The organism is Nitratireductor sp. XY-223 (assembly GCF_004959855.1).
In the GTDB taxonomy this organism is placed as follows: Bacteria; Pseudomonadota; Alphaproteobacteria; order Rhizobiales; family Rhizobiaceae; genus Hoeflea_A.
The window spans coordinates 380,509-397,439 of the sequence record NZ_SPNT01000001.1; the positions used below are offsets into that span (position 1 = coordinate 380,509).

Annotated in this window: 17 protein-coding genes; 8 read left to right on the forward strand and 9 right to left on the reverse strand. The window is 62.4% G+C overall.

The genetic code is table 11. The features are described 5' to 3' along the window. Positions 1-21: 21 nt before the first annotated feature. From E4M07_RS01690 to E4M07_RS01705, 4 genes are all read left to right on the forward strand, one after another. Complete coding sequence (locus tag E4M07_RS01690; protein ID WP_136656549.1) at positions 22-1,161, forward strand: ABC transporter permease; 1,140 nt, start codon at positions 22-24, stop codon at positions 1,159-1,161. A gap of 1 nt (position 1,162) precedes the next feature. Next, entirely contained in the window at positions 1,163-1,942 is a 780-nt protein-coding gene (locus E4M07_RS01695; RefSeq protein ID WP_136656550.1) for an ATP-binding cassette domain-containing protein, read from the forward strand. Positions 1,943-2,052: 110 nt separating this feature from the next. Then, positions 2,053-3,045, forward strand: a complete 993-nt coding sequence (gene iolG / locus E4M07_RS01700) for an inositol 2-dehydrogenase (RefSeq protein WP_136656551.1) — start codon at positions 2,053-2,055, stop codon at positions 3,043-3,045. Between the two features lie 84 nt (positions 3,046-3,129). Continuing rightward, positions 3,130-3,867 carry an aspartate/glutamate racemase family protein gene (locus E4M07_RS01705; protein ID WP_206057153.1) on the forward strand — a complete coding sequence of 246 codons (738 nt, stop codon included), beginning with the start codon at positions 3,130-3,132 and terminating at the stop codon, positions 3,865-3,867. A gap of 10 nt (positions 3,868-3,877) precedes the next feature. On the opposite strand, the gene E4M07_RS01710 is transcribed toward E4M07_RS01705, so the two are convergent. From E4M07_RS01710 to E4M07_RS01745, 8 genes are all read right to left on the reverse strand, one after another. Continuing rightward, entirely contained in the window at positions 3,878-4,090 is a 213-nt protein-coding gene (locus E4M07_RS01710) for a helix-turn-helix transcriptional regulator (protein WP_136656552.1), read from the reverse strand. A gap of 7 nt (positions 4,091-4,097) precedes the next feature. Continuing rightward, positions 4,098-4,685, reverse strand: coding sequence for a DUF2975 domain-containing protein (locus tag E4M07_RS01715; RefSeq protein ID WP_136656553.1), 588 nt, complete (start codon positions 4,683-4,685; stop codon positions 4,098-4,100). A gap of 73 nt (positions 4,686-4,758) precedes the next feature. Continuing rightward, positions 4,759-5,763 carry an ABC transporter ATP-binding protein gene (locus E4M07_RS01720; protein WP_136656554.1) on the reverse strand — a complete coding sequence of 335 codons (1,005 nt, stop codon included), beginning with the start codon at positions 5,761-5,763 and terminating at the stop codon, positions 4,759-4,761. 20 nt (positions 5,764-5,783) lie between these two features. Continuing rightward, entirely contained in the window at positions 5,784-6,848 is a 1,065-nt protein-coding gene (locus E4M07_RS01725; RefSeq protein ID WP_136656555.1) for a Gfo/Idh/MocA family oxidoreductase, read from the reverse strand. Continuing rightward, positions 6,845-7,684 carry a carbohydrate ABC transporter permease gene (locus E4M07_RS01730; RefSeq protein WP_136656556.1) on the reverse strand — a complete coding sequence of 280 codons (840 nt, stop codon included), beginning with the start codon at positions 7,682-7,684 and terminating at the stop codon, positions 6,845-6,847. Before E4M07_RS01730 ends, E4M07_RS01725 begins: the two co-directional genes overlap by 4 nt. 7 nt (positions 7,685-7,691) lie before the next feature. Continuing rightward, positions 7,692-8,621 carry a sugar ABC transporter permease gene (locus E4M07_RS01735; protein WP_136656557.1) on the reverse strand — a complete coding sequence of 310 codons (930 nt, stop codon included), beginning with the start codon at positions 8,619-8,621 and terminating at the stop codon, positions 7,692-7,694. A gap of 60 nt (positions 8,622-8,681) precedes the next feature. Next, on the reverse strand, positions 8,682-9,941 hold the full coding sequence (locus tag E4M07_RS01740) for an ABC transporter substrate-binding protein (RefSeq protein WP_136656558.1): 1,260 nt from the start codon (positions 9,939-9,941) through the stop codon (positions 8,682-8,684). A 25-nt stretch (positions 9,942-9,966) separates the two neighbouring features. Next, a complete protein-coding gene (locus tag E4M07_RS01745) occupies positions 9,967-10,890 on the reverse strand; it encodes an N-acetylmuramic acid 6-phosphate etherase (protein WP_136656559.1) in 924 nt (307 codons plus the stop codon). 193 nt (positions 10,891-11,083) lie between these two features. Here E4M07_RS01745 and E4M07_RS01750 point away from each other — a divergent pair, with 193 nt between their 5' ends. From E4M07_RS01750 to nagA, 4 genes are read left to right on the forward strand one after another with little or no spacing between them, the layout of a single operon-like run. Then, a complete protein-coding gene (locus E4M07_RS01750) occupies positions 11,084-11,968 on the forward strand; it encodes a BadF/BadG/BcrA/BcrD ATPase family protein (RefSeq protein ID WP_136656560.1) in 885 nt (294 codons plus the stop codon). Next, positions 11,961-12,725: a GntR family transcriptional regulator gene (locus tag E4M07_RS01755; RefSeq protein ID WP_136656561.1), complete on the forward strand. Its 765-nt coding sequence runs from the start codon at positions 11,961-11,963 to the stop codon at positions 12,723-12,725. Before E4M07_RS01750 ends, E4M07_RS01755 begins: the two co-directional genes overlap by 8 nt. 48 nt (positions 12,726-12,773) lie before the next feature. Continuing rightward, positions 12,774-13,784 (forward strand): SIS domain-containing protein, encoded by a 1,011-nt coding sequence (locus E4M07_RS01760; protein WP_136657468.1) that lies wholly within the window; start codon positions 12,774-12,776, stop codon positions 13,782-13,784. Beyond that, entirely contained in the window at positions 13,781-14,944 is a 1,164-nt protein-coding gene (nagA, locus tag E4M07_RS01765) for an N-acetylglucosamine-6-phosphate deacetylase (RefSeq protein WP_136656562.1), read from the forward strand. Before E4M07_RS01760 ends, nagA begins: the two co-directional genes overlap by 4 nt. Here the strand turns inward: nagA and E4M07_RS01770 are convergent. Beyond that, on the reverse strand, positions 14,941-16,590 hold the full coding sequence (locus E4M07_RS01770) for a right-handed parallel beta-helix repeat-containing protein (RefSeq protein ID WP_136656563.1): 1,650 nt from the start codon (positions 16,588-16,590) through the stop codon (positions 14,941-14,943). The two genes, nagA and E4M07_RS01770, sit on opposite strands and share 4 nt — an antisense overlap. Positions 16,591-16,931: the final 341 nt, after the last annotated feature.

The following is a 16,931-nucleotide window of genomic DNA, read 5'->3' on the forward strand; positions in this document are numbered from 1 at the left end:
CGGGTGTGGATGGAGGCTGATATGTCGGAAGCCGACACCAAGGCGGCATCACCGCCAGAAGAGGCGAAGGACGAGCGCGTTCGTCAGATTTCGCCATTGCGCAAGGCGCTCGTACGTCCGGAACTGGGATCGATCTGCGGCGTCATCCTGGTCTTTGTCTTTTTCTTTCTGATCGCCCGCGATTCAGGAATGTTCTCACCGGAGGGCATCCAGAACTGGACCGTGGTTTCGGCGCAGTTCGCAATTATCGCCGTCGGTGCCTGTCTGTTGATGATCGCCGGAGAATTCGATTTGTCCGTGGGTTCGATGATCGGTTTCTCGGGAATCATCATCGCCATGATGTCGGTGACCTACGAGCAGCCGATGTGGCTATCGATCATCGTCGCCTTCGCCATCGCGATGGGGATCGGCTGGCTCAACGGGTTCCTGGTCATTCGGACCGGCCTGCCATCGTTCATCGTGACGCTGGCGTTCCTTTATATCCTGCGCGGGCTGACCATCTTCCTGGCGCGCGTTACCACCAACAAGACGATCATCGGCGGCGTGCGCGATGCGGCCGAGGGCGACTGGCTCGCCGCGATCTTCGGCGGCAAGATCCTGACCGGGTTCTTTCAATGGCTGGCCGACAACGGCCTCATCGACAAGTTCGTCGCCGGCAACCGGGCGGGCGAACCCGTGGTCGACGGCGTGCCGATGCTGGTCGTCTGGGCGATCGGACTCATCATATTCGGCCACATCCTCCTGACGCGCACGCGTTTCGGCAACTGGATCTTCGCCTCCGGCGGCGACGCCCAGGCGGCCCGTTATTCGGGTGTTCCGGTCAACCGCGTGAAGATCCTGATGTTCATGTTCACCGCCTTCTGCGCCACAGTATTCGCGACCTGTCAGGTGATGGAGTTCGGCTCGGCGGCGGCCGACCGCGGTGTCCTGAAGGAGTTCGAGGCGATCATTTCCGTGGTCATCGGCGGGGCGCTGCTGACCGGCGGCTACGGCTCGGTGATCGGCGCCGCGCTCGGCGCGCTGATCTTCGGCGTCGTGCAGCAGGGGTTGTTCTTCGCAGGTGTCGAGAGTTCGCTGTTCCGCGTGTTCCTCGGCGTCATCCTGCTGCTCGCGGTGATTTTGAACACCTATATCCGCCGCAGCATCACGGGGGAGCGCTGATATGACCACGCCACTCATTGAGCTCAAGAACATCGAGAAGCATTTCGGTTCGGTGATCGCGCTGAACGGTGTGTCGGTCAGTGTGTATCCCGGAGAATGCCACTGCCTTCTCGGCGACAACGGCGCAGGCAAGTCGACCTTCATCAAGACGATGGCCGGCGTGCACCAGCCGACGAAGGGCGAGATCTTCATGGACGGACAGCAGGTCGTTTTCCATACGGCACGCGACGCCATCGAGGCCGGGATCGCCACCGTCTACCAGGATCTCGCCATGATCCCGCTGATGTCGGTGACGCGCAACTTCTGGATGGGGCGCGAGCCGCTACGACGCCTGGGACCGTTGAAATTCATCGATTTCGACAAGGCCAACCGGGTGACGATGGAAGAGATGGATCGCATGGGCATTCACCTGCGCGAGCCGGACCAGGCCGTCGGCACATTGTCCGGCGGTGAGCGGCAGACCGTGGCGATCGCCCGGTCAGTCTATTTCGGCGCCAAGATCCTGATCCTCGACGAGCCGACCTCCGCGCTCGGCGTGCGGCAGACGTCCAACGTGCTGGCGACGATCGACAAGGTCCGCAAGAAAGGGATCGGCGTCGTGTTCATCTCCCACAATGTCCGCCATGCGCTCGCCGTCGGCGACCGGTTCACGGTGCTTAACCGCGGTCAGACGCTCGGGACGGCCAAGCGCGGCGAAATCGAGGCCGAGGAGCTGCAGGACATGATGGCCGGCGGCAAGGAACTAGCGCAGCTCGAGGGCTCCCTCGGCGGCACGGTCTAGCATCATCGCCGGCCGGCTTTGCCCGGCCGGCGTTATTCCTATTGAACGGTGCGCCGGCGGACTGTAATCCGTATTCGACACACCAACCTTCGACAACAGGATTCAAAGAGATGAGTGTTCGTTTTGCGTTGCTCGGGGCAGGCCGCATCGGCAAGGTGCATGCCCGGGCCGTGACCGGAAACAGCGACGCCCGGCTGGTCGCGGTCATGGACGCCATTCCGGAAGCCGCGCAAAGCCTTGCGGCCGATTTCGAGTGCGAGGTCCGCTCGCTCGAGGACATCGAGGCCGCCGCCGACATAGACGCTGTCGTCATCTGCACGCCGACCGACACGCATGCGGATCTCATCGAGCGCTTCGCCCGCGCGGGAAAGGCGATCTTCTGCGAAAAGCCCATTGACCTGAGCGTGACACGGGTGCGCGAATGCCTTGCCACCGTCGAACAGACCGGCGCCAAGCTGATGGTCGGCTTCAATCGCCGTTTCGATCCCTCGTTCCAGGCGGTGCGGGCGGCAATCGACGCGGGCCAGATCGGCGATGTGGAACTTGTCGAGTTGACATCGCGCGACCCAGGCCCTCCGCCGGCGGAATACATCGCCAAGTCCGGCGGAATCTTCCGCGACATGACGATCCATGATTTCGACATGGCGCGGTTCCTGCTCGGCGAGGAAGTATCGCGCGTGTGTGCCGTGGCTTCCGTGCTGGTGGACAAGGCGATCGGTGATCTCGGTGACTACGATACCGCCAGCGTCATCCTCGAAACCGCGAGCGGGCGGCAATGCGTGATCACCAACTCGCGCCGCGCGACCTATGGTTATGACCAGCGCATAGAGGTGCACGGCTCGAAGGGCATGGTCGCGGCCGAGAACCAGCGGCCGGTGATGATCGAGATCGCGACGGAGCAGGGACACCAGCGTCCGCCTTTGCACGATTTCTTCATGACCCGCTATATCGACGCCTATGCCGCCGAGATCACGGCCTTCATCGCCGCCTTGCGCGACGGCGCGGAAATCTCGCCGACGGGCGAAGACGGTCTGAAATCCCTGATTCTGGCGGAAGCGGCCCTGAAATCCGTTGCCGAGAACCGTTTCGTCGATGTGGACTGACTGAGGGGCCGAGCAAGCCCCTTGCGCCCGGCGGCAATTTGGGTGTTTCATTCCGAAAGCGCCCGTCCAAGCCGTGAGATCGACATGATTGTGTCCGGTGGCAAATCCGTTTACGGCGCCTCGATCGGAATATTGATGCTCGAGGCAAGGTTTCCGCGCATTCCCGGTGATATGGGCCATGCCGCAACCTGGCCGTTTCCAGTGCGCTACAAGGTCGTGCGCGGCGCATCGCCGGACCGCGTGGTGCTGCACAATGCGGAAGGGCTTCTCGAGCCGTTCATCGAGGCCGCACAGGTGCTGGTGGCCGACGGCTGCGACGGCATCACGACCAATTGCGGGTTCCTGTCGCTGTTCCAGGAGGAACTGGCGGGGTCCGTGGGCGTGCCGGTTGCCGCCTCCTCGCTCATGCAGGCGCCGCTTATCGAGGCCATGCTGCCGCCGGGCAGGCGGGTTGGCATCATCACGATTTCCGCCGGTACGCTGAGCGAAGCGCATCTGCGCAGCGCCGGCGTCGATACCGACACGCCGATCGTCGGAACCGACGGTGGCGAGGAGTTCAGCCGGGTGATCCTCGGCAATGAGGCGGAGCTCGATGTCGAGGCTGCCCGGCGCGATCTCGTCAATGCCGGCCGGGAGCTCATGCTCGACCATCCGGAGGTCGGTGCGGTCCTGCTAGAATGCACGAACATGATGCCCTATGCCGCTGATATTGCGAAGGAAATCGGCCGTCCGGTATTCACCATGGAGAGCTTCGTCTCCTGGTTCCAGGGCGCGCTTGCGCCCCGCCGCTACCCGCTGGATCAGGCCCCCGGGGGCGTTTGAATCCGAGCCTTCACTCCGTCGAGCTTGAGAATTCGAGAATATCGCCGGGCTGGCAGTCGAGAACTGCGCAGATCTTCGCGAGTGTCTCGAAGCGTATGCCCTTGACCTTTCCGGTCTTGATCAGCGAGACGTTCTGCTCGCTGATGGAAATGGCCGCGGCGAGGTCCTTCAGCTTCATTTTCCGGCGGGCGAGCATGACGTCCAGGTTGACGATGATTTTCATGGCGCGCTCAGATGAACGCCGCGTTCTCGTCGTCGATCGCCTTGCCGGCGACGAAGACCTGGGCGACGAAAACGAAAAGCAGGGCGGTGAAGAGTTTGGCGAGATCGAGCGATCCGAAACTGATGCTCAGCTGGTTCTGCACGCCGGGCGTGCCGACCGACATGATGACGCTGAGCGCCGACTGCTGGACGATGTCGACGAAGACCATGGCAAGACTGACCCAGGCGAACCGGCGAAAGCCGTCGATCGAAGACGCAGAGAACCAGCGTCCTTCGGCGCTCTCGACGAATGTGCGCCGAAGACCCGAAAGGCCGTAGACAAGGATGAGCGCACCGACCATCTCGACGGACAGCGCCAGGAGTTTCGCCCACGGGCTGGTCGTCGCCAGATCGACGGGGACGGCGGTACCGCTGAAATGCTCCATTGCCAGCCATTGCGGCAGCGTGCCGACCAGTGCGGCTGCCCAAACCAGGGCAGTCAATAGCGGCAGCAGGACCATGGCTATGGTCGTTGCGACGGCGAGTATCCGGGCCAAGGCATAAATGCGCCTCGCGGGCGGGTTGCCCGTTGTGTTGCGGTCTGATGACGGTGACATTTCTGTTTTCCATGTTTTTGAATGGAAAATTCATGTAAAACATGAAATATTCAATGTCAATCGTGTTCGGCTTTTATCCGGATATTGATCGGCCCGCATCGTCGAAACCGAATATGCGGGCTTCGTCCGGGGTCGCGTAAAGCCGGTCGCCCGCGTTGAACTTGTGCTCGCCGAACAGGCGCACAGTCAGAAGGCCGGCCGCCTCGGTCTCCATGTATAGGATCGTGTCGGCGCCGAGATGCTCGGCGTGAAGCACATTTCCGGCCCAGGTTCCCGACTCGCGATCCACGGATATGTGCTCCGGCCGTATGCCGACCGTCTTCGCGTCGCTCCTGCCGATCCGCTCTGCGGCGATGAAGTTCATCTGCGGCGATCCGATGAAGCCGGCCACGAACATGTTGGCCGGGCTGTTGTAGAGCTCCATGGGCGAACCGATCTGCTCGACGACACCGTTGTTGAGGACGACGATCTTGTCGGCCAGCGTCATCGCCTCGACCTGGTCGTGCGTGACGTAGATCATCGTCGCGCCCAGCTCGCGGTGCAGGCGGGCAATTTCCAGGCGCGTGTTGACACGCAGCGCCGCATCAAGGTTGGACAGCGGCTCGTCAAACAGGAAGAGCTGCGGATTGCGCACGACCGCGCGTCCGATCGCAACCCGCTGGCGCTGCCCGCCGGAAAGCTCCGCCGGATAGCGTTCGAGGTACTCTTCGAGGGACAGCATTTTCGACGCGGCGGCGACGCGCTCTGCTATCTGGTCGGCCGGCTGGCCGGCCTGTTTCATGCCGAGCGCCATGTTGTTGCGGACGCTCAGGTGCGGATAAAGCGCATAGGTCTGGAAGACCATTGCAATGCCGCGCTTCGACGGCGGCAGGTGGCCGACGGCATCGCCATCGATGCTGATAGCCCCGGCCGTTGCGTCCTCGAGGCCGGCGATAACCCGCAGCAAGGTGGATTTGCCGCAGCCCGACGGGCCGACGAAGATAACGAATTCGCCATCGCTGACCTCGAGATCGATGCCCTTGAGCACCTCGACCTGGCCGAAGGATTTGCGGATGTTTTCTAATACGAGCGAGCCCAAGTTCCGTCCCTGCCTTTTGCCTACGGTGCCAGACGCACTGGTTTTCCGGTGCGTACGCTTTCATCTGCCGCAAGGCAGACGCTGAGGGACTGGACGGCATCCTCCATGTGGCGGGACAGGTCGATATCCTCGCGGATCGCCTTGAGGAAGTAGGCCTGTTCCCGGTTGCACAGTTCCTGGTGGTCCGGCTCGCCCTGCATCGAAACGAGTTCATCGGGAAATGTGAACTCGCCGTCGGTTCCGGTATCGGCGCGGTGGATGCGGATGCGCTGCGTCTGCGTGTGGGTGTCGATATCGTCGGATTTGGCGTTCTCGTCCATGACGATCGACACGCAGCCGTTTGGAGAGATTACGTCTTTCACGAAAAAGGCGGTTTCCGACATCATCGGCCCCCATCCGGCCTCGTACCAGCCGACGGAACCGTCCTCGAACAGAACCTGCAGGTGGCCGTAATTGTACATCCAGTCGTCGATCTCCTCGGAGAGCCGCAAGCCCATGCCGCGCACCTCGACGGGTTTCGCGTCGACGATCTGGCACATCACATCGACGTAGTGGACGCCGCAGTCGACGATCGGCGAGGTGGACTGCATCAGCTGCCTGTGCGTCTGCCAGGTGGCGCCGCTGGATTGCTGGTTAAGGTTCATCCGGAAGACGTAGGGACCGCCGAGATTGCGCGACTCCGCGATGAGCCGCACCCAGGACGGGTGGTGGCGCAGGATATAGCCGATGACCAGTTTGCGGCCATTGGCGATCGCGCAATCCACCACCTTGCGGGCATCCTGGACCGTCGTCGCCAGCGGCTTCTCGACAAACACGTGGCAGCCGGCCTCCAGCGCCTGGACCGCGAAGGGCGCATGGCTGTCCGAATAGGTGTTAATCGAAACCGCATCCGGGCGCAGTTCGCCGAGGGCCTCCTCGAAGGAAGGGTGAATGCGATAGCCCGCGAGCGCTTCCGGCAGTTCCACGATCGAGCGGTTGACGAGACCGGCGATATCGAAGCCGGGATTGCCGTGATAGGCGAGGGCATGGCTGCGCCCCATATTGCCGAGACCGGCGACCATGACTCGCAAGGGGTTCTCGGTCATTTGACTGCTCCTGCTGTGATGCCGCGGATGAGCTGGCGCGAGAAGATGACATAGAGGACAAGGACCGGCAGGATTGCCAGGGACAGCGCGGAGAGAACGGCGTTCCAGTTGGTGACGAACTGGCCGATGAAGACCTGGGCGCCCAGGGTGATCGTCTTGGTTTCCTCGGCCGGCGCCAGGATCAGCGGGAACCAGAGATCGTTCCAGATCGGGATCATCGTGAAGACCGCGACAGTCGCCATCGCGGGCCGCACCAGCGGCAGCACCAGGCGCAGGAAGATGCGGTATTCCGAAAGCCCGTCGATGCGCCCGGCATCCTTGAGGTCGGCCGAGAGCTGGCGCATGAACTCCGACAGGATAAAGATGGCCAGCGGCAGGCCCTGCGCGGTGTAGACCAGGATCAGCGCGGTCAGCGTGTTGACCAGGCCGCTTGCCACCATCAGTTTCAGGATTGCCACGGTGCCGAGGCGGATCGGGATCATGATGCCGAGCGCCAGGTACAGTCCCATCAGGGTATTGCCGCGGAAACGGTATTCGGAAAGCGCGAAGGCAGCCATGGCGCCGAACAGCAGCACGAAGAACAGCGAGACCACCGTCACGATGAGGCTGTTCTGGAAATAGAGGAAGAAATCGCCCTGGGCGAGGACGGTCTCATAGCCGATCAGGCTGAAGCTGTCCCGGTCCGGCAGAGAAAGCGGCGAGCGGAAGATCGCCTTGCGCGACTTGAACGAGTTAATGATGATCACGACCACCGGAAACAGGGCGATGACGGTGTAGGCCGCCAGGATGGCGTGCGCTGCGAACGACCGGGTGAGGGAATGGGTTGCCTTCGCCATGGCTGCCTCAGAACTGGTAGCGGCGCAGCCGCGTCTGGATGCCGAACAGATACAGCGACACGCCGGCAAGGATGATGAGGAACATGACGGAGGCGATGGTCGAACCCATGTTCGGGTCGCCGATCTGCAGCTGGAAACCGAAGAAGGTCCGGTAGAGGAAAGTGCCGAGTATGTCCGTTGCGTAGTTGGGGCCGGCGAGCGCGCCCTGGGCCGTGTAGATCAGATCGAAGGCGTTGAAATTGCCGACGAAGGTCAGGATCGAAATGATGCCGATCGACGGCAGCACCAGGGGCAGCTTGATCTTCCAGAACTGGCTCATGCCGGTCACGCCGTCGCATTCGGCGGCCTCGAGGACCTCGTCCGGAATGGAAAGGAGCGCCGCATAGATCAGCATCATCGGTATGCCGATGAACTGCCACACGGAAATCAGGCTCAATGTCGTCAGCGCATATTCAGGCTTGCCGAGCCAGGGTGCGAAAAGGCTCTTGAGGCCGATCGCGTCGAGCATGTCTGGCGTGATGCCCCACAGCGGGCTCAGGATCAGCTTCCAGACAAAACCGACGATAACGAAGGACAGGATCGTCGGAACGAAGATGGCGGTGCGGTAGAAGACCGAAAAGCGCAGCTTCGGGCTCGACAGGAGCGCCGCGAACAGGACGCCGAGCGGGTTCTGCACCAGCATGTGGATGATGAAGAACCAGGTGTTGTTGAACAGCGCGTTCCAGAAGGATTCAGACCACCGCGGATCGCCGAACAGGATGCGGAAATTATCGAAGCCGACAAAGACCTGCTGCTGCTCGACCTCGCGGAAGAGCGACAGTTGCAGCGTTCCGAAGAGCGGCAGGATCATGATCGCCGTGTAGACGAGTACCGCAGGCGCCAGAAAAACCGCGATGTGCCATCGCACCGGCCTTTTCTTTTCTTCGGAAGCGCTCATGGATGTCCCCGGGTGCCATGAAGAGCCCGGGCCGGCGATTTGCCGGCCCGGACGGTCGATTTACTTGTGGTTGTCGTTCCAGCTCGAGAGGCCGTCCTGCAGACGCTTGGCTGCATCCTGCGGCGACTCCGTGCCACGGATGACATTAGCCGAGGCGTTCCAGGTCTCGTTCTCAAGGTTCGGCGTGCCGCGCGACAGGATCTGGTAGGTCGAGCGGATGGTCGAGTTGCACTTTCCGCGCCAGGAGACGAATTCCTGGGCCAGCGCATCGTCCATTTTCACATCGTGATCGGACAGCGAGAAGAAGCCGGGAAGTGCGTTCGCATAAAGTGTTGCGAATTCCTCCGAGCCGACCCAGTTCAGGAATGCCTTGGCGGCTTCCGGGTTGGCTGTCTTCGCGTTCATGCCGATTGCGATATCGGTGTGGTCGGAGATAAAGCAATCGTCGCCGGCATTGCGCACGGGCGGCGGAAAGGCACCCATCTGGAAATCGGCCAGATTGTTGAAACCGGAGATCTCCCAGGAACCCGCCGGATAAATCGCGGCGCGGCCGAGCGTGAACATGTTCTGGCTGTCGGGGTAGGTCTGGGCTTCGAAGCCGTCGCCGAGATAGTCCTTCCACTTGGCGAGGGTCTCGTAAGGCTGCACCCAGACATCGTCAGTCAGCTTCTGGTCGCCCTTGATCAGCGCAAGACGGCCTTCCTCGCCCTTCCAGTAATTGGGGCCGATATTCTGGTAGCCCATGGTCGCGGCTTCCCACTGGTCATTGGTGCCCATGGCCATGGGCACGTAGTTGCCGTCTTCCTTGATCTTGTCGAGCGCGGCGAAGAGTTCGCCCTCGGTCTGCGGCACGGAAAGCCCGAGTTCGTCGAAGGCGTCCTTGTTGTAGATGAAGCCGTGGATCACCGACGCCATCGGAACGCAGAACTGCGCCGAGCCGTCATCGGTCGACCAGCCGGACTTGGCAACGTCGGAGAAATTCTTCATGCCTTCGAGATCGGTGACCGGCGCCAGATGGCCTGCCTCGTAGAGTGCCAGCGAGGCATCGAATGGACGGCAGGTGATGAGATCGCCCGCTGAGCCTGCTTCCAGCTTGAAATTCAACGCCGCATTGTATTCGGTTGGTGCCGTTGGCGTGAACTTGACCTTGATACCGGGATGCTTGGCCTCGAATGCCGGAATCAGTTTTGACTGCCAGATTTCCAGGTCGTCATTGCGCCAGCTTTCGATAATCAACTCCGCATCCTGCCCATAGGCGAGGCCGACACTGCACAGAAGCGTCGAAGCGAGAAGCAGCCCCTTGAGTGTTGTGCTCTTCATAGTTCTCTCCCTGATGTTGCGCCGCTCAGGCGCGTTGCCTTTCAGGACCTTGGCCCTGATCCAGTGCGGTCATTGCGGACCGTACATTGCCGTTATGGGTGTCGAGCAGCCGTTTTGCTGCGTCCGCATCGCCAGCGCCGCAGGCGAGCAGAATGGCGATCTTGACCGACCCGTCCGCCCTGTCGAGACAACGGGATGCGGCCTCATCGCCGCAGCCGGACAGGTCGGAAATCATGTTGAGCGCGCGCGTGCGCAGCTTGGCGTTCTCGACGCTGAGATTGACCATATGCCCGTCGACGACATGGCCGAGCTTTATGGCCGTCAATGTTGAAATGAGGTTGAGGGCGATTTTCTGCGCCGTGCCGGCACCCATGCGGGTCGATCCGGCGATCAGTTCCGGCGGCGTCGCCAGCAATATCGGTGTGCCTGCCTTGGCGAGAAGCGGGGTGTCCGCGTTATTGGCGATGCCTATGGTCGTGGCGCCGCGCTCGCCCGCCCGCGTCAGCGCACCCACCGCGTAGGGCGTCGACCCGCTCGCCGAAACGGCAATCACGCAGTCACCGTCGCCCAGTCCAGCGGCGTCCACGTCGCGCGCGCCAAGATCGGCGTCGTCCTCGGGCCCTCCGCGGAAGTTGTCCAGCCAGGGCGGGCCGCCGGCGAAGAGGATGCTGATCTGACCGCGGTCGATGCCGAACGTGCCGGGAAGTTCCAGGGCGTCGGACAGCGCCATCAGTCCGGAACTGCCCGCAGCCGCGTAGGCGAGGGTGCCGCCGTTGCTGATGGTGCGTGCGACGATGGTTGACGCCGAAGCGATCGCACCCACGGCCGAACGGACGCTGGCCGTCGCCTCGGCCTGGCCGTCCAGCAGCAGCGCCAATACGGCTTCCGGTTGCTCCAGATCCAGTCCGATCGAGCGCGCATGCGGCGATTCGGTTACGGTTTTTCGCATCAGGTCCTCCCGTGATCAATAATGCCAAAAAAATACCAATTGTCCAGTTGTCGGCCGAGAAAAATCAACCATAACACAAACCGTATCGATGTTTTTTAATAAAAATCAACAACATATATTGTTAACAAAATATTTTGCCGCTGCCCCTTGGTTAATGGTATTTTATTGGTATTATAGTGTGCGGGAGGAATTGATGGCCGCGTATTTTATCGGAATTGATGGTGGTGGGACCAATTGCCGGGCGGCGCTGGCCGGCGGCGACGGGACTGTCCTCGGAAAGGGCAGGAGCGGTGCGGCAAATATCCTGACCGATCCGGAGAGCGGCATTCGTCATATTATCGAAGCGGCCCAAGCGGCTTGCGGCGACGCCGGACTTGATGCCGCAGTGCTGCCGACCTGCCACGTGCTGCTCGGCCTTGCCGGTGCCAATGTCGAAAAGACCGTCGCCATGGTTCTGGAACGGCTGCCGTTCGGACGATGTGCTGTCGAACCCGATGCCCTGATCGCCGTGCACGGCGCACTGGGCGCGGAAGACGGGGCGGTCGCAATCCTGGGGACGGGCTCGGTCTTCGCGGCAAAGCGCGGCGCAACCGTGCACACGATCGGCGGCTGGGGCTTCGTCGTCGGCGACCAGGGAAGCGGCGCGGTGCTTGGCCGTTCGCTCATGCAGGAAGCGCTGCTTGCCCATGACGGCATCAGGCCGCAGACAGCCCTGACCGGAAAACTCCTGGCCGATTTCGACAATGATCCAAGGAGACTGGTGGCTTTCGCCCACGAATCGCTGCCCGGCGCCTTCGCGCGCTTTGCCCCGGTTGTGTTCGAATATGCCGACAAGGGCGATCCCCTCGCGCAACGGCTTGTCAGGGACGCGGCGGCGCAGGTCGAAGACGCGATCAATGTAGTGCTGGCTTCGACCGATCCGAGACTGTGCCTGCTCGGCGGCCTCGGCGCGCTTTACGAACCATGGCTGATACCAGAGCACCGTGCGCTGGTGGTTCCGGCCAGGGGCGATGCGCTTGACGGCGCCTTGTCGCTCGCACTTGAGCGATTTTCCTTGAGGGACGAGGCACATGCCTGACCGGTTCCATCGAATATTTGCCGCCGAGAACGGACTGAGCACCGGAAGCGGGCCGCTCTATCTGAGGCTGCGCAACCAGGTCGAACGCGCGATCAGCGATGGCCTGCTCAGTGACGGCGATGCCCTGCCGTCGGAACGCGACATCGCCGATCTGGCGGATGTTTCGCGGGTGACGGTCCGCAAGGCCGTGCAGGATCTTGTCAAGGACGGCGTCCTCGTGCAGCGGCACGGTTCCGGCACATTCGTGTCAAGGCCCGCAGCGCGCGTCGAGCAGCCGTTGTCGCGCCTGACGTCTTTTACCGAGGACATGTCGCGCCGCGGCTGGGATGCCCGTTCCGAGTGGCTGCAACGGGGGGTATTCGTGCCGTCGCCGGAGGAGATGGTCACCCTTGGCCTGGCGCCCGGCGATGAGGTGGTGCGCATTGACCGCCTGCGGATTGCGGACGACAGGCCCCTGGCGATCGAGCGCGCTTCGATTTCGACGCAGATGCTGCCCGATCCCGACGAGGTCGAGACGTCGCTTTACGCGGCGCTCGATGTCTACGGTTTCCGGCCGGTGCGGGCGCTGCAGCGCATTTCGGCGACCAATCTGCGGGCCGAGGACGCGGAACTGCTCGATCTCGATGCCGGCGATGCCGGGCTGCGGATCGAACGGATATCCTATCTGGAATCGGGCCGTGTGGTGGAATTCACGCGCTCGCTCTATCGCGGCGATGCCTACGATTTCGTTGCCGAACTGACCATCGGAAAGAGCTAGGCAACAGCACTGCAAATGTACTGTAAGGGAGTTGAGGTCGTGACATATATGCGCGAGGAGATCGACGAGATACCGGCTGCCGCTCAGCGGCTCGTCGACTGGCTCTCACCGATGTTGCCTGCCATCGGCAGCACCCTGCGGTCGCGCAATCCGGCCTTTGTCACTACGGTCGCGCGCGGTTCGTCCGACCATGCCGCGGCGTTTCTGAAATATGCCATCGAACTGAAGGCCGGCCTAGCGGTCGCCTCCGTCGGCCCGTCCGTGGCCTCGATTTACGGCGCACGATTGTCGCTGGAAAACGCATTGTGCATCTCGATTTCGCAATCCGGGCAGAGCCCGGACATCGTCGCGCTGCAAAAGACGGCCTCCGAGGGCGGTGCGCTGACGGTCTCATTGACCAACGCCGAAAAGGCGCCCCTGGCCACGCAAAGCGACCTGGCCGTGGACATATGCGCCGGGATCGAAAAAGGCGTCGCCGCGACGAAGACCTATGTCAACTCGGTGCTGTCCGGCCTTCTGCTGCTGGCCGCCTGGACCAGGGACGAGGACCTCATGAAGGCGCTGGAAAGGCTGCCCGGTCAGCTCGAAAAGGCCGTATCGCTCGACTGGTCGTCCCTTCGCCCGGATATCCGGAACGGGCGGTCGCTGTTCATACTGGGCCGTGGTCCGACACTTGCCGTTGCCCATGAGGCGGCGCTGAAGTTCAAGGAGAGCTGCAATCTTCATGCCGAGGCCTACAGCGCCGCGGAAGTGCTGCACGGGCCGGTGTCACTGGTCGGCAACGGCTTCCCGGTGCTCGCGCTGGCCGCGCGCGACAAGGCGGAGGACGCAACGGTTTCGACCGCCGAAAAGATGGCGCAGGACGGCGCTGCCGTCCACGTTACCTCGGCGCGTGCCATCAGGGCGCAATCGTTGCCCTTTGTCGATACCGGCCATCCGCTCACCGACGCCCTGGTGCTTATCGTTCCGTTTTACGGTTTCGTTGAAGCGCTGGCACGTTCAATGGGCCTTGATCCGGACCGGCCGGAAAAACTGAATAAGGTGACGGAGACCACATGACGCAACAGTCCGCGATCTACGCACCCGCGATCTTCGACGGTTCGACCTGGCACGCGCACGCGGCCGTCCTCTATGGCGCGGACACGGTGACCGGGATCGTCCCGGCATCGCGGCTGCCGGACAGCCTGCCCGTCACCCGCCTGGAGACAGGAATGATCGTCCCGGGCTTTGTCGACCTGCAGGTCAATGGCGGCGGCGGCGTCCTGATGAACGACGACCCGAGCGTCGAGGCCATCGAGACGATGTGCCGGGCGCACAGCCGTTTCGGGACGACGGCACTGCTGCCGACGCTGATCACGGATACTCCGGAACGCACGCAGCAGGCCATTGATGCCGCTGCGGCGGCGCTTCAACGCGCCGTTCCGGGCTGCCTCGGACTGCACCTCGAAGGCCCGCATCTTTCGCAGGCGCGGCGAGGGGCCCACGATGCCGGTCTCGTCCGCCCCGCAGGCGAGGAGGACATGGAGCGTCTGCTTTCCGCCGGGAAGCAGATCGGCAACCTCCTCGTCACCGTGGCACCGGAAGCGGTCACGGCCGCGCAGGTCGCGTTGTTGTCGGCCGCCGGTATCAAGGTCAGCCTCGGCCACAGCGATGCCGGCCGCGGCACCGCGTCGGAGATGGTCTCAGCCGGTGCGACGCTGTTTACGCACCTGTTCAACGCCATGAGCCCGCTCGGCCATCGCGAGCCGGGCATGGTCGGCGCTGCACTGTCGGAGCCGAGTGTCTATGCGGGCCTGATCGCTGACGGAATCCATGTCGATCCGGCCTCGATGGGCATTGCCGTTCGCGGCAAGCAAGGGCCCGGCAAGATATTTCTCGTTACCGACGCCATGTCGACCATCGGCAGCGACCTGACCGAATTCACCCTCAACGGGCGTACCGTTTATCGGTCGAACGGGCGGCTGACACTCAAGGATGGAACGCTTGCCGGCGCGGATATCGACATGATCGCGTCCGTGCGGGTGCTGGTCGGGCAGGTCGGGCTCGATCTCAGCGAAGCCCTGCGCATGGCCTCGCTTTACCCTGCGCGTGCAATGGGGATCGATGCCAGCCATGGCCGTATAGGCGAGGATACACGGGCGGATTTCGTCCATCTCTCCGATGCGTTGGCGGTCGAGCGTGTGTGGATCGGCGGAAGCCAGGTCTTCGGAGCCGACTAGAACAGCAGCAGCGACGGTTTTTGCACGGGCTCGTCCGGTTCCGACTCCGCCCCGGCCTCTTCGGTGACCGGCGCGCTTGTGGCGTCGGGCAGAAAGCCGAACTTTCCATCGAGCGTTTCGAAAGCCGCCTTGTCCTGGTGTGCGCCGATATTCAGCCCCTCGGCCACTTCAAACCGGCCGCCGTCGGGCAGGTCGATCGTCATGGCAATAGAGCCGCCATACGCAGCAGAGCCCGCCGAAATGCTCAGATCCGGCCGCAGGGCTTCTGGATGCGCGAATTCGGGCGAGCCGCCTTTTGAACGGTCGCCGAGCGCAAACCCCTTGCTTCGCAGCACCGTGGGAAATTCCCGGTCCTCGACGAGATCGCCGTCGAATACGATGTCGAAGTCGCCTTTGCCCCACTTGCGGGTGAAATGCGTGTCGGGATCATCGTTGAAATCAGGCGCGGGCACGGTGGCCGAAATGCCGGTCAGGGCGCCGGTCTTGCCGAACATCCGGGCGTTGTCGGGATCGCCGAATCCGATCGCGTTGTTGAAATGCCGCAACCGGCCGAGCGCGCCTTTAGGGAATATGCCCTTGCCGGTCCGGTAATACCAGGAATTGAAGAAGACGTGGATGCCGCCCTCGTTTCTCTGGCCGCCGCCCAGTTTGAAATGCGAGCACCTGGTGCGCTCGCCCGGTTCCGGCTGCATGCTCGGCGGGTTGTTCAGCCATCCGTAGTTTCCATAGACATAAAACCAGCCGGCGCGCTGCAGCTCGAACGAAAACGGTCGGTAGCAGTCGGCGAAGGTGTTGTGCCTGATCACCCAGTTCCAGGCGTAGTCCTCGGGCTCGATCGCGTTGTCGCGGATGCGGGTAAAGGTGTTGCCTTCGATCAGCACATTGGCCGAGGCCCGCCTGCCGTTGTTGAAGTCCAGCCCGGCGGCATCGATCCCGGGCGCCAGGTGGTCGACACGGTTGAAAAAGTGAATGCCGTTGAAGGCGTCGCTTATCCGGTTGTTGCGGATGATGATATTGCCGGCCACATCCCAGGCGCGGAAGAAGTCGCCGTCCCAGGCCCGGTAATCGCCATCGGGGTCGACGGCTATGCCGCCCGTATTCTTCTTCGAGCCGTGCACCAGCCGCCAAGGCACCGTGTTCCACATTTCGTTGCCGGCGCTGACATCCTGCTTCCAGTCGCAATTGCACACGGTGACGTCGCGCGTCGTCAGCCCGTTGGCGCCAATGGCGATCGCGCCCTCGCGGAAAGTCAGCCGGTCGAGCGTTATGTGCTGGCATTCGTCGAGGTAAACCGCGGTCGGCCAGCAGCGCAGGAACTTCAGGTCGCGCAGAATGATGTGCTGGCAACGAATGAGCGCGAATGCAGCTTCGTCGGCGGTCTGGCCAACGCTCGGATAATAGCCCGCGGCCTGCCGGCGCATGGCGATAAGATTGGCGCGCCGTCCGTACTTCTTGAGCGACAGGCCGCCGGTAAAGACCGCGCCTTCTTCCGCCTCTATGATGATCGGATCGTGTGCTGTTCCGCGAATGCCGGTCAGAACCAGAGGTTTTCCGTAAAGGCCCGGTTCGAGCACCAGCCTGTCGCCGGCGCGCAGTTTGGCGCAGCGTTTGGCAAGGTTCGACGGATTGGCTCTCTCAACCCCCATACGCGCGATCGCCCGGTTCCGTTAGCAACACAAGGCGGCAATGTCGCACCGGCAAATGGCTTTTACAAGCAAAGGCGCCGGGTTGCGTTAACGGGCGCGGCTGTTCCTCGGACCGGTTGTCCCGCCGTTCAAAAAAAGTCGCACGGATTGTGCCGTATATGAAAGAATTTCGGGTTTGCGGCCAAAAACTTGTCGATTGGTCGTTTTTGGGATATGCGATGTCGTTAACAGGCGTTTACATATCGTGTGTTCGTCGGAAGAGTGCACATATTGTATTCGGCGATCCGGCAGCGCATGCCGCTGTCTGAGAGCTCGAAAATGGGGTGGCCCATCGCGCCGGG

Bases quoted from the DNA above. Each gene is read 5' to 3' on its own strand.
- E4M07_RS01745 (WP_136656559.1), bottom strand. From the start codon at position 10,890: ATGCGAAAAACCGTAACCGAATCGCCGCATGCGCGCTCGATCGGACTG.
- E4M07_RS01735 (WP_136656557.1), bottom strand. From the start codon at position 8,621: ATGAGCGCTTCCGAAGAAAAGAAAAGGCCGGTGCGATGGCACATCGCG.
- E4M07_RS01705 (WP_206057153.1), top strand. From the start codon at position 3,130: ATGATTGTGTCCGGTGGCAAATCCGTTTACGGCGCCTCGATCGGAATA.
- E4M07_RS01730 (WP_136656556.1), bottom strand. From the start codon at position 7,684: ATGGCGAAGGCAACCCATTCCCTCACCCGGTCGTTCGCAGCGCACGCC.
- E4M07_RS01750 (WP_136656560.1), top strand. From the start codon at position 11,084: ATGGCCGCGTATTTTATCGGAATTGATGGTGGTGGGACCAATTGCCGG.
- nagA (WP_136656562.1), top strand. From the start codon at position 13,781: ATGACGCAACAGTCCGCGATCTACGCACCCGCGATCTTCGACGGTTCG.
- E4M07_RS01740 (WP_136656558.1), bottom strand. From the start codon at position 9,941: ATGAAGAGCACAACACTCAAGGGGCTGCTTCTCGCTTCGACGCTTCTG.
- E4M07_RS01760 (WP_136657468.1), top strand. From the start codon at position 12,774: ATGCGCGAGGAGATCGACGAGATACCGGCTGCCGCTCAGCGGCTCGTC.
- iolG (WP_136656551.1), top strand. From the start codon at position 2,053: ATGAGTGTTCGTTTTGCGTTGCTCGGGGCAGGCCGCATCGGCAAGGTG.
- E4M07_RS01770 (WP_136656563.1), bottom strand. From the start codon at position 16,590: ATGGGGGTTGAGAGAGCCAATCCGTCGAACCTTGCCAAACGCTGCGCC.
- E4M07_RS01710 (WP_136656552.1), bottom strand. From the start codon at position 4,090: ATGAAAATCATCGTCAACCTGGACGTCATGCTCGCCCGCCGGAAAATG.
- E4M07_RS01690 (WP_136656549.1), top strand. From the start codon at position 22: ATGTCGGAAGCCGACACCAAGGCGGCATCACCGCCAGAAGAGGCGAAG.
- E4M07_RS01715 (WP_136656553.1), bottom strand. From the start codon at position 4,685: ATGTCACCGTCATCAGACCGCAACACAACGGGCAACCCGCCCGCGAGG.
- E4M07_RS01695 (WP_136656550.1), top strand. From the start codon at position 1,163: ATGACCACGCCACTCATTGAGCTCAAGAACATCGAGAAGCATTTCGGT.
- E4M07_RS01755 (WP_136656561.1), top strand. From the start codon at position 11,961: ATGCCTGACCGGTTCCATCGAATATTTGCCGCCGAGAACGGACTGAGC.
- E4M07_RS01725 (WP_136656555.1), bottom strand. From the start codon at position 6,848: ATGACCGAGAACCCCTTGCGAGTCATGGTCGCCGGTCTCGGCAATATG.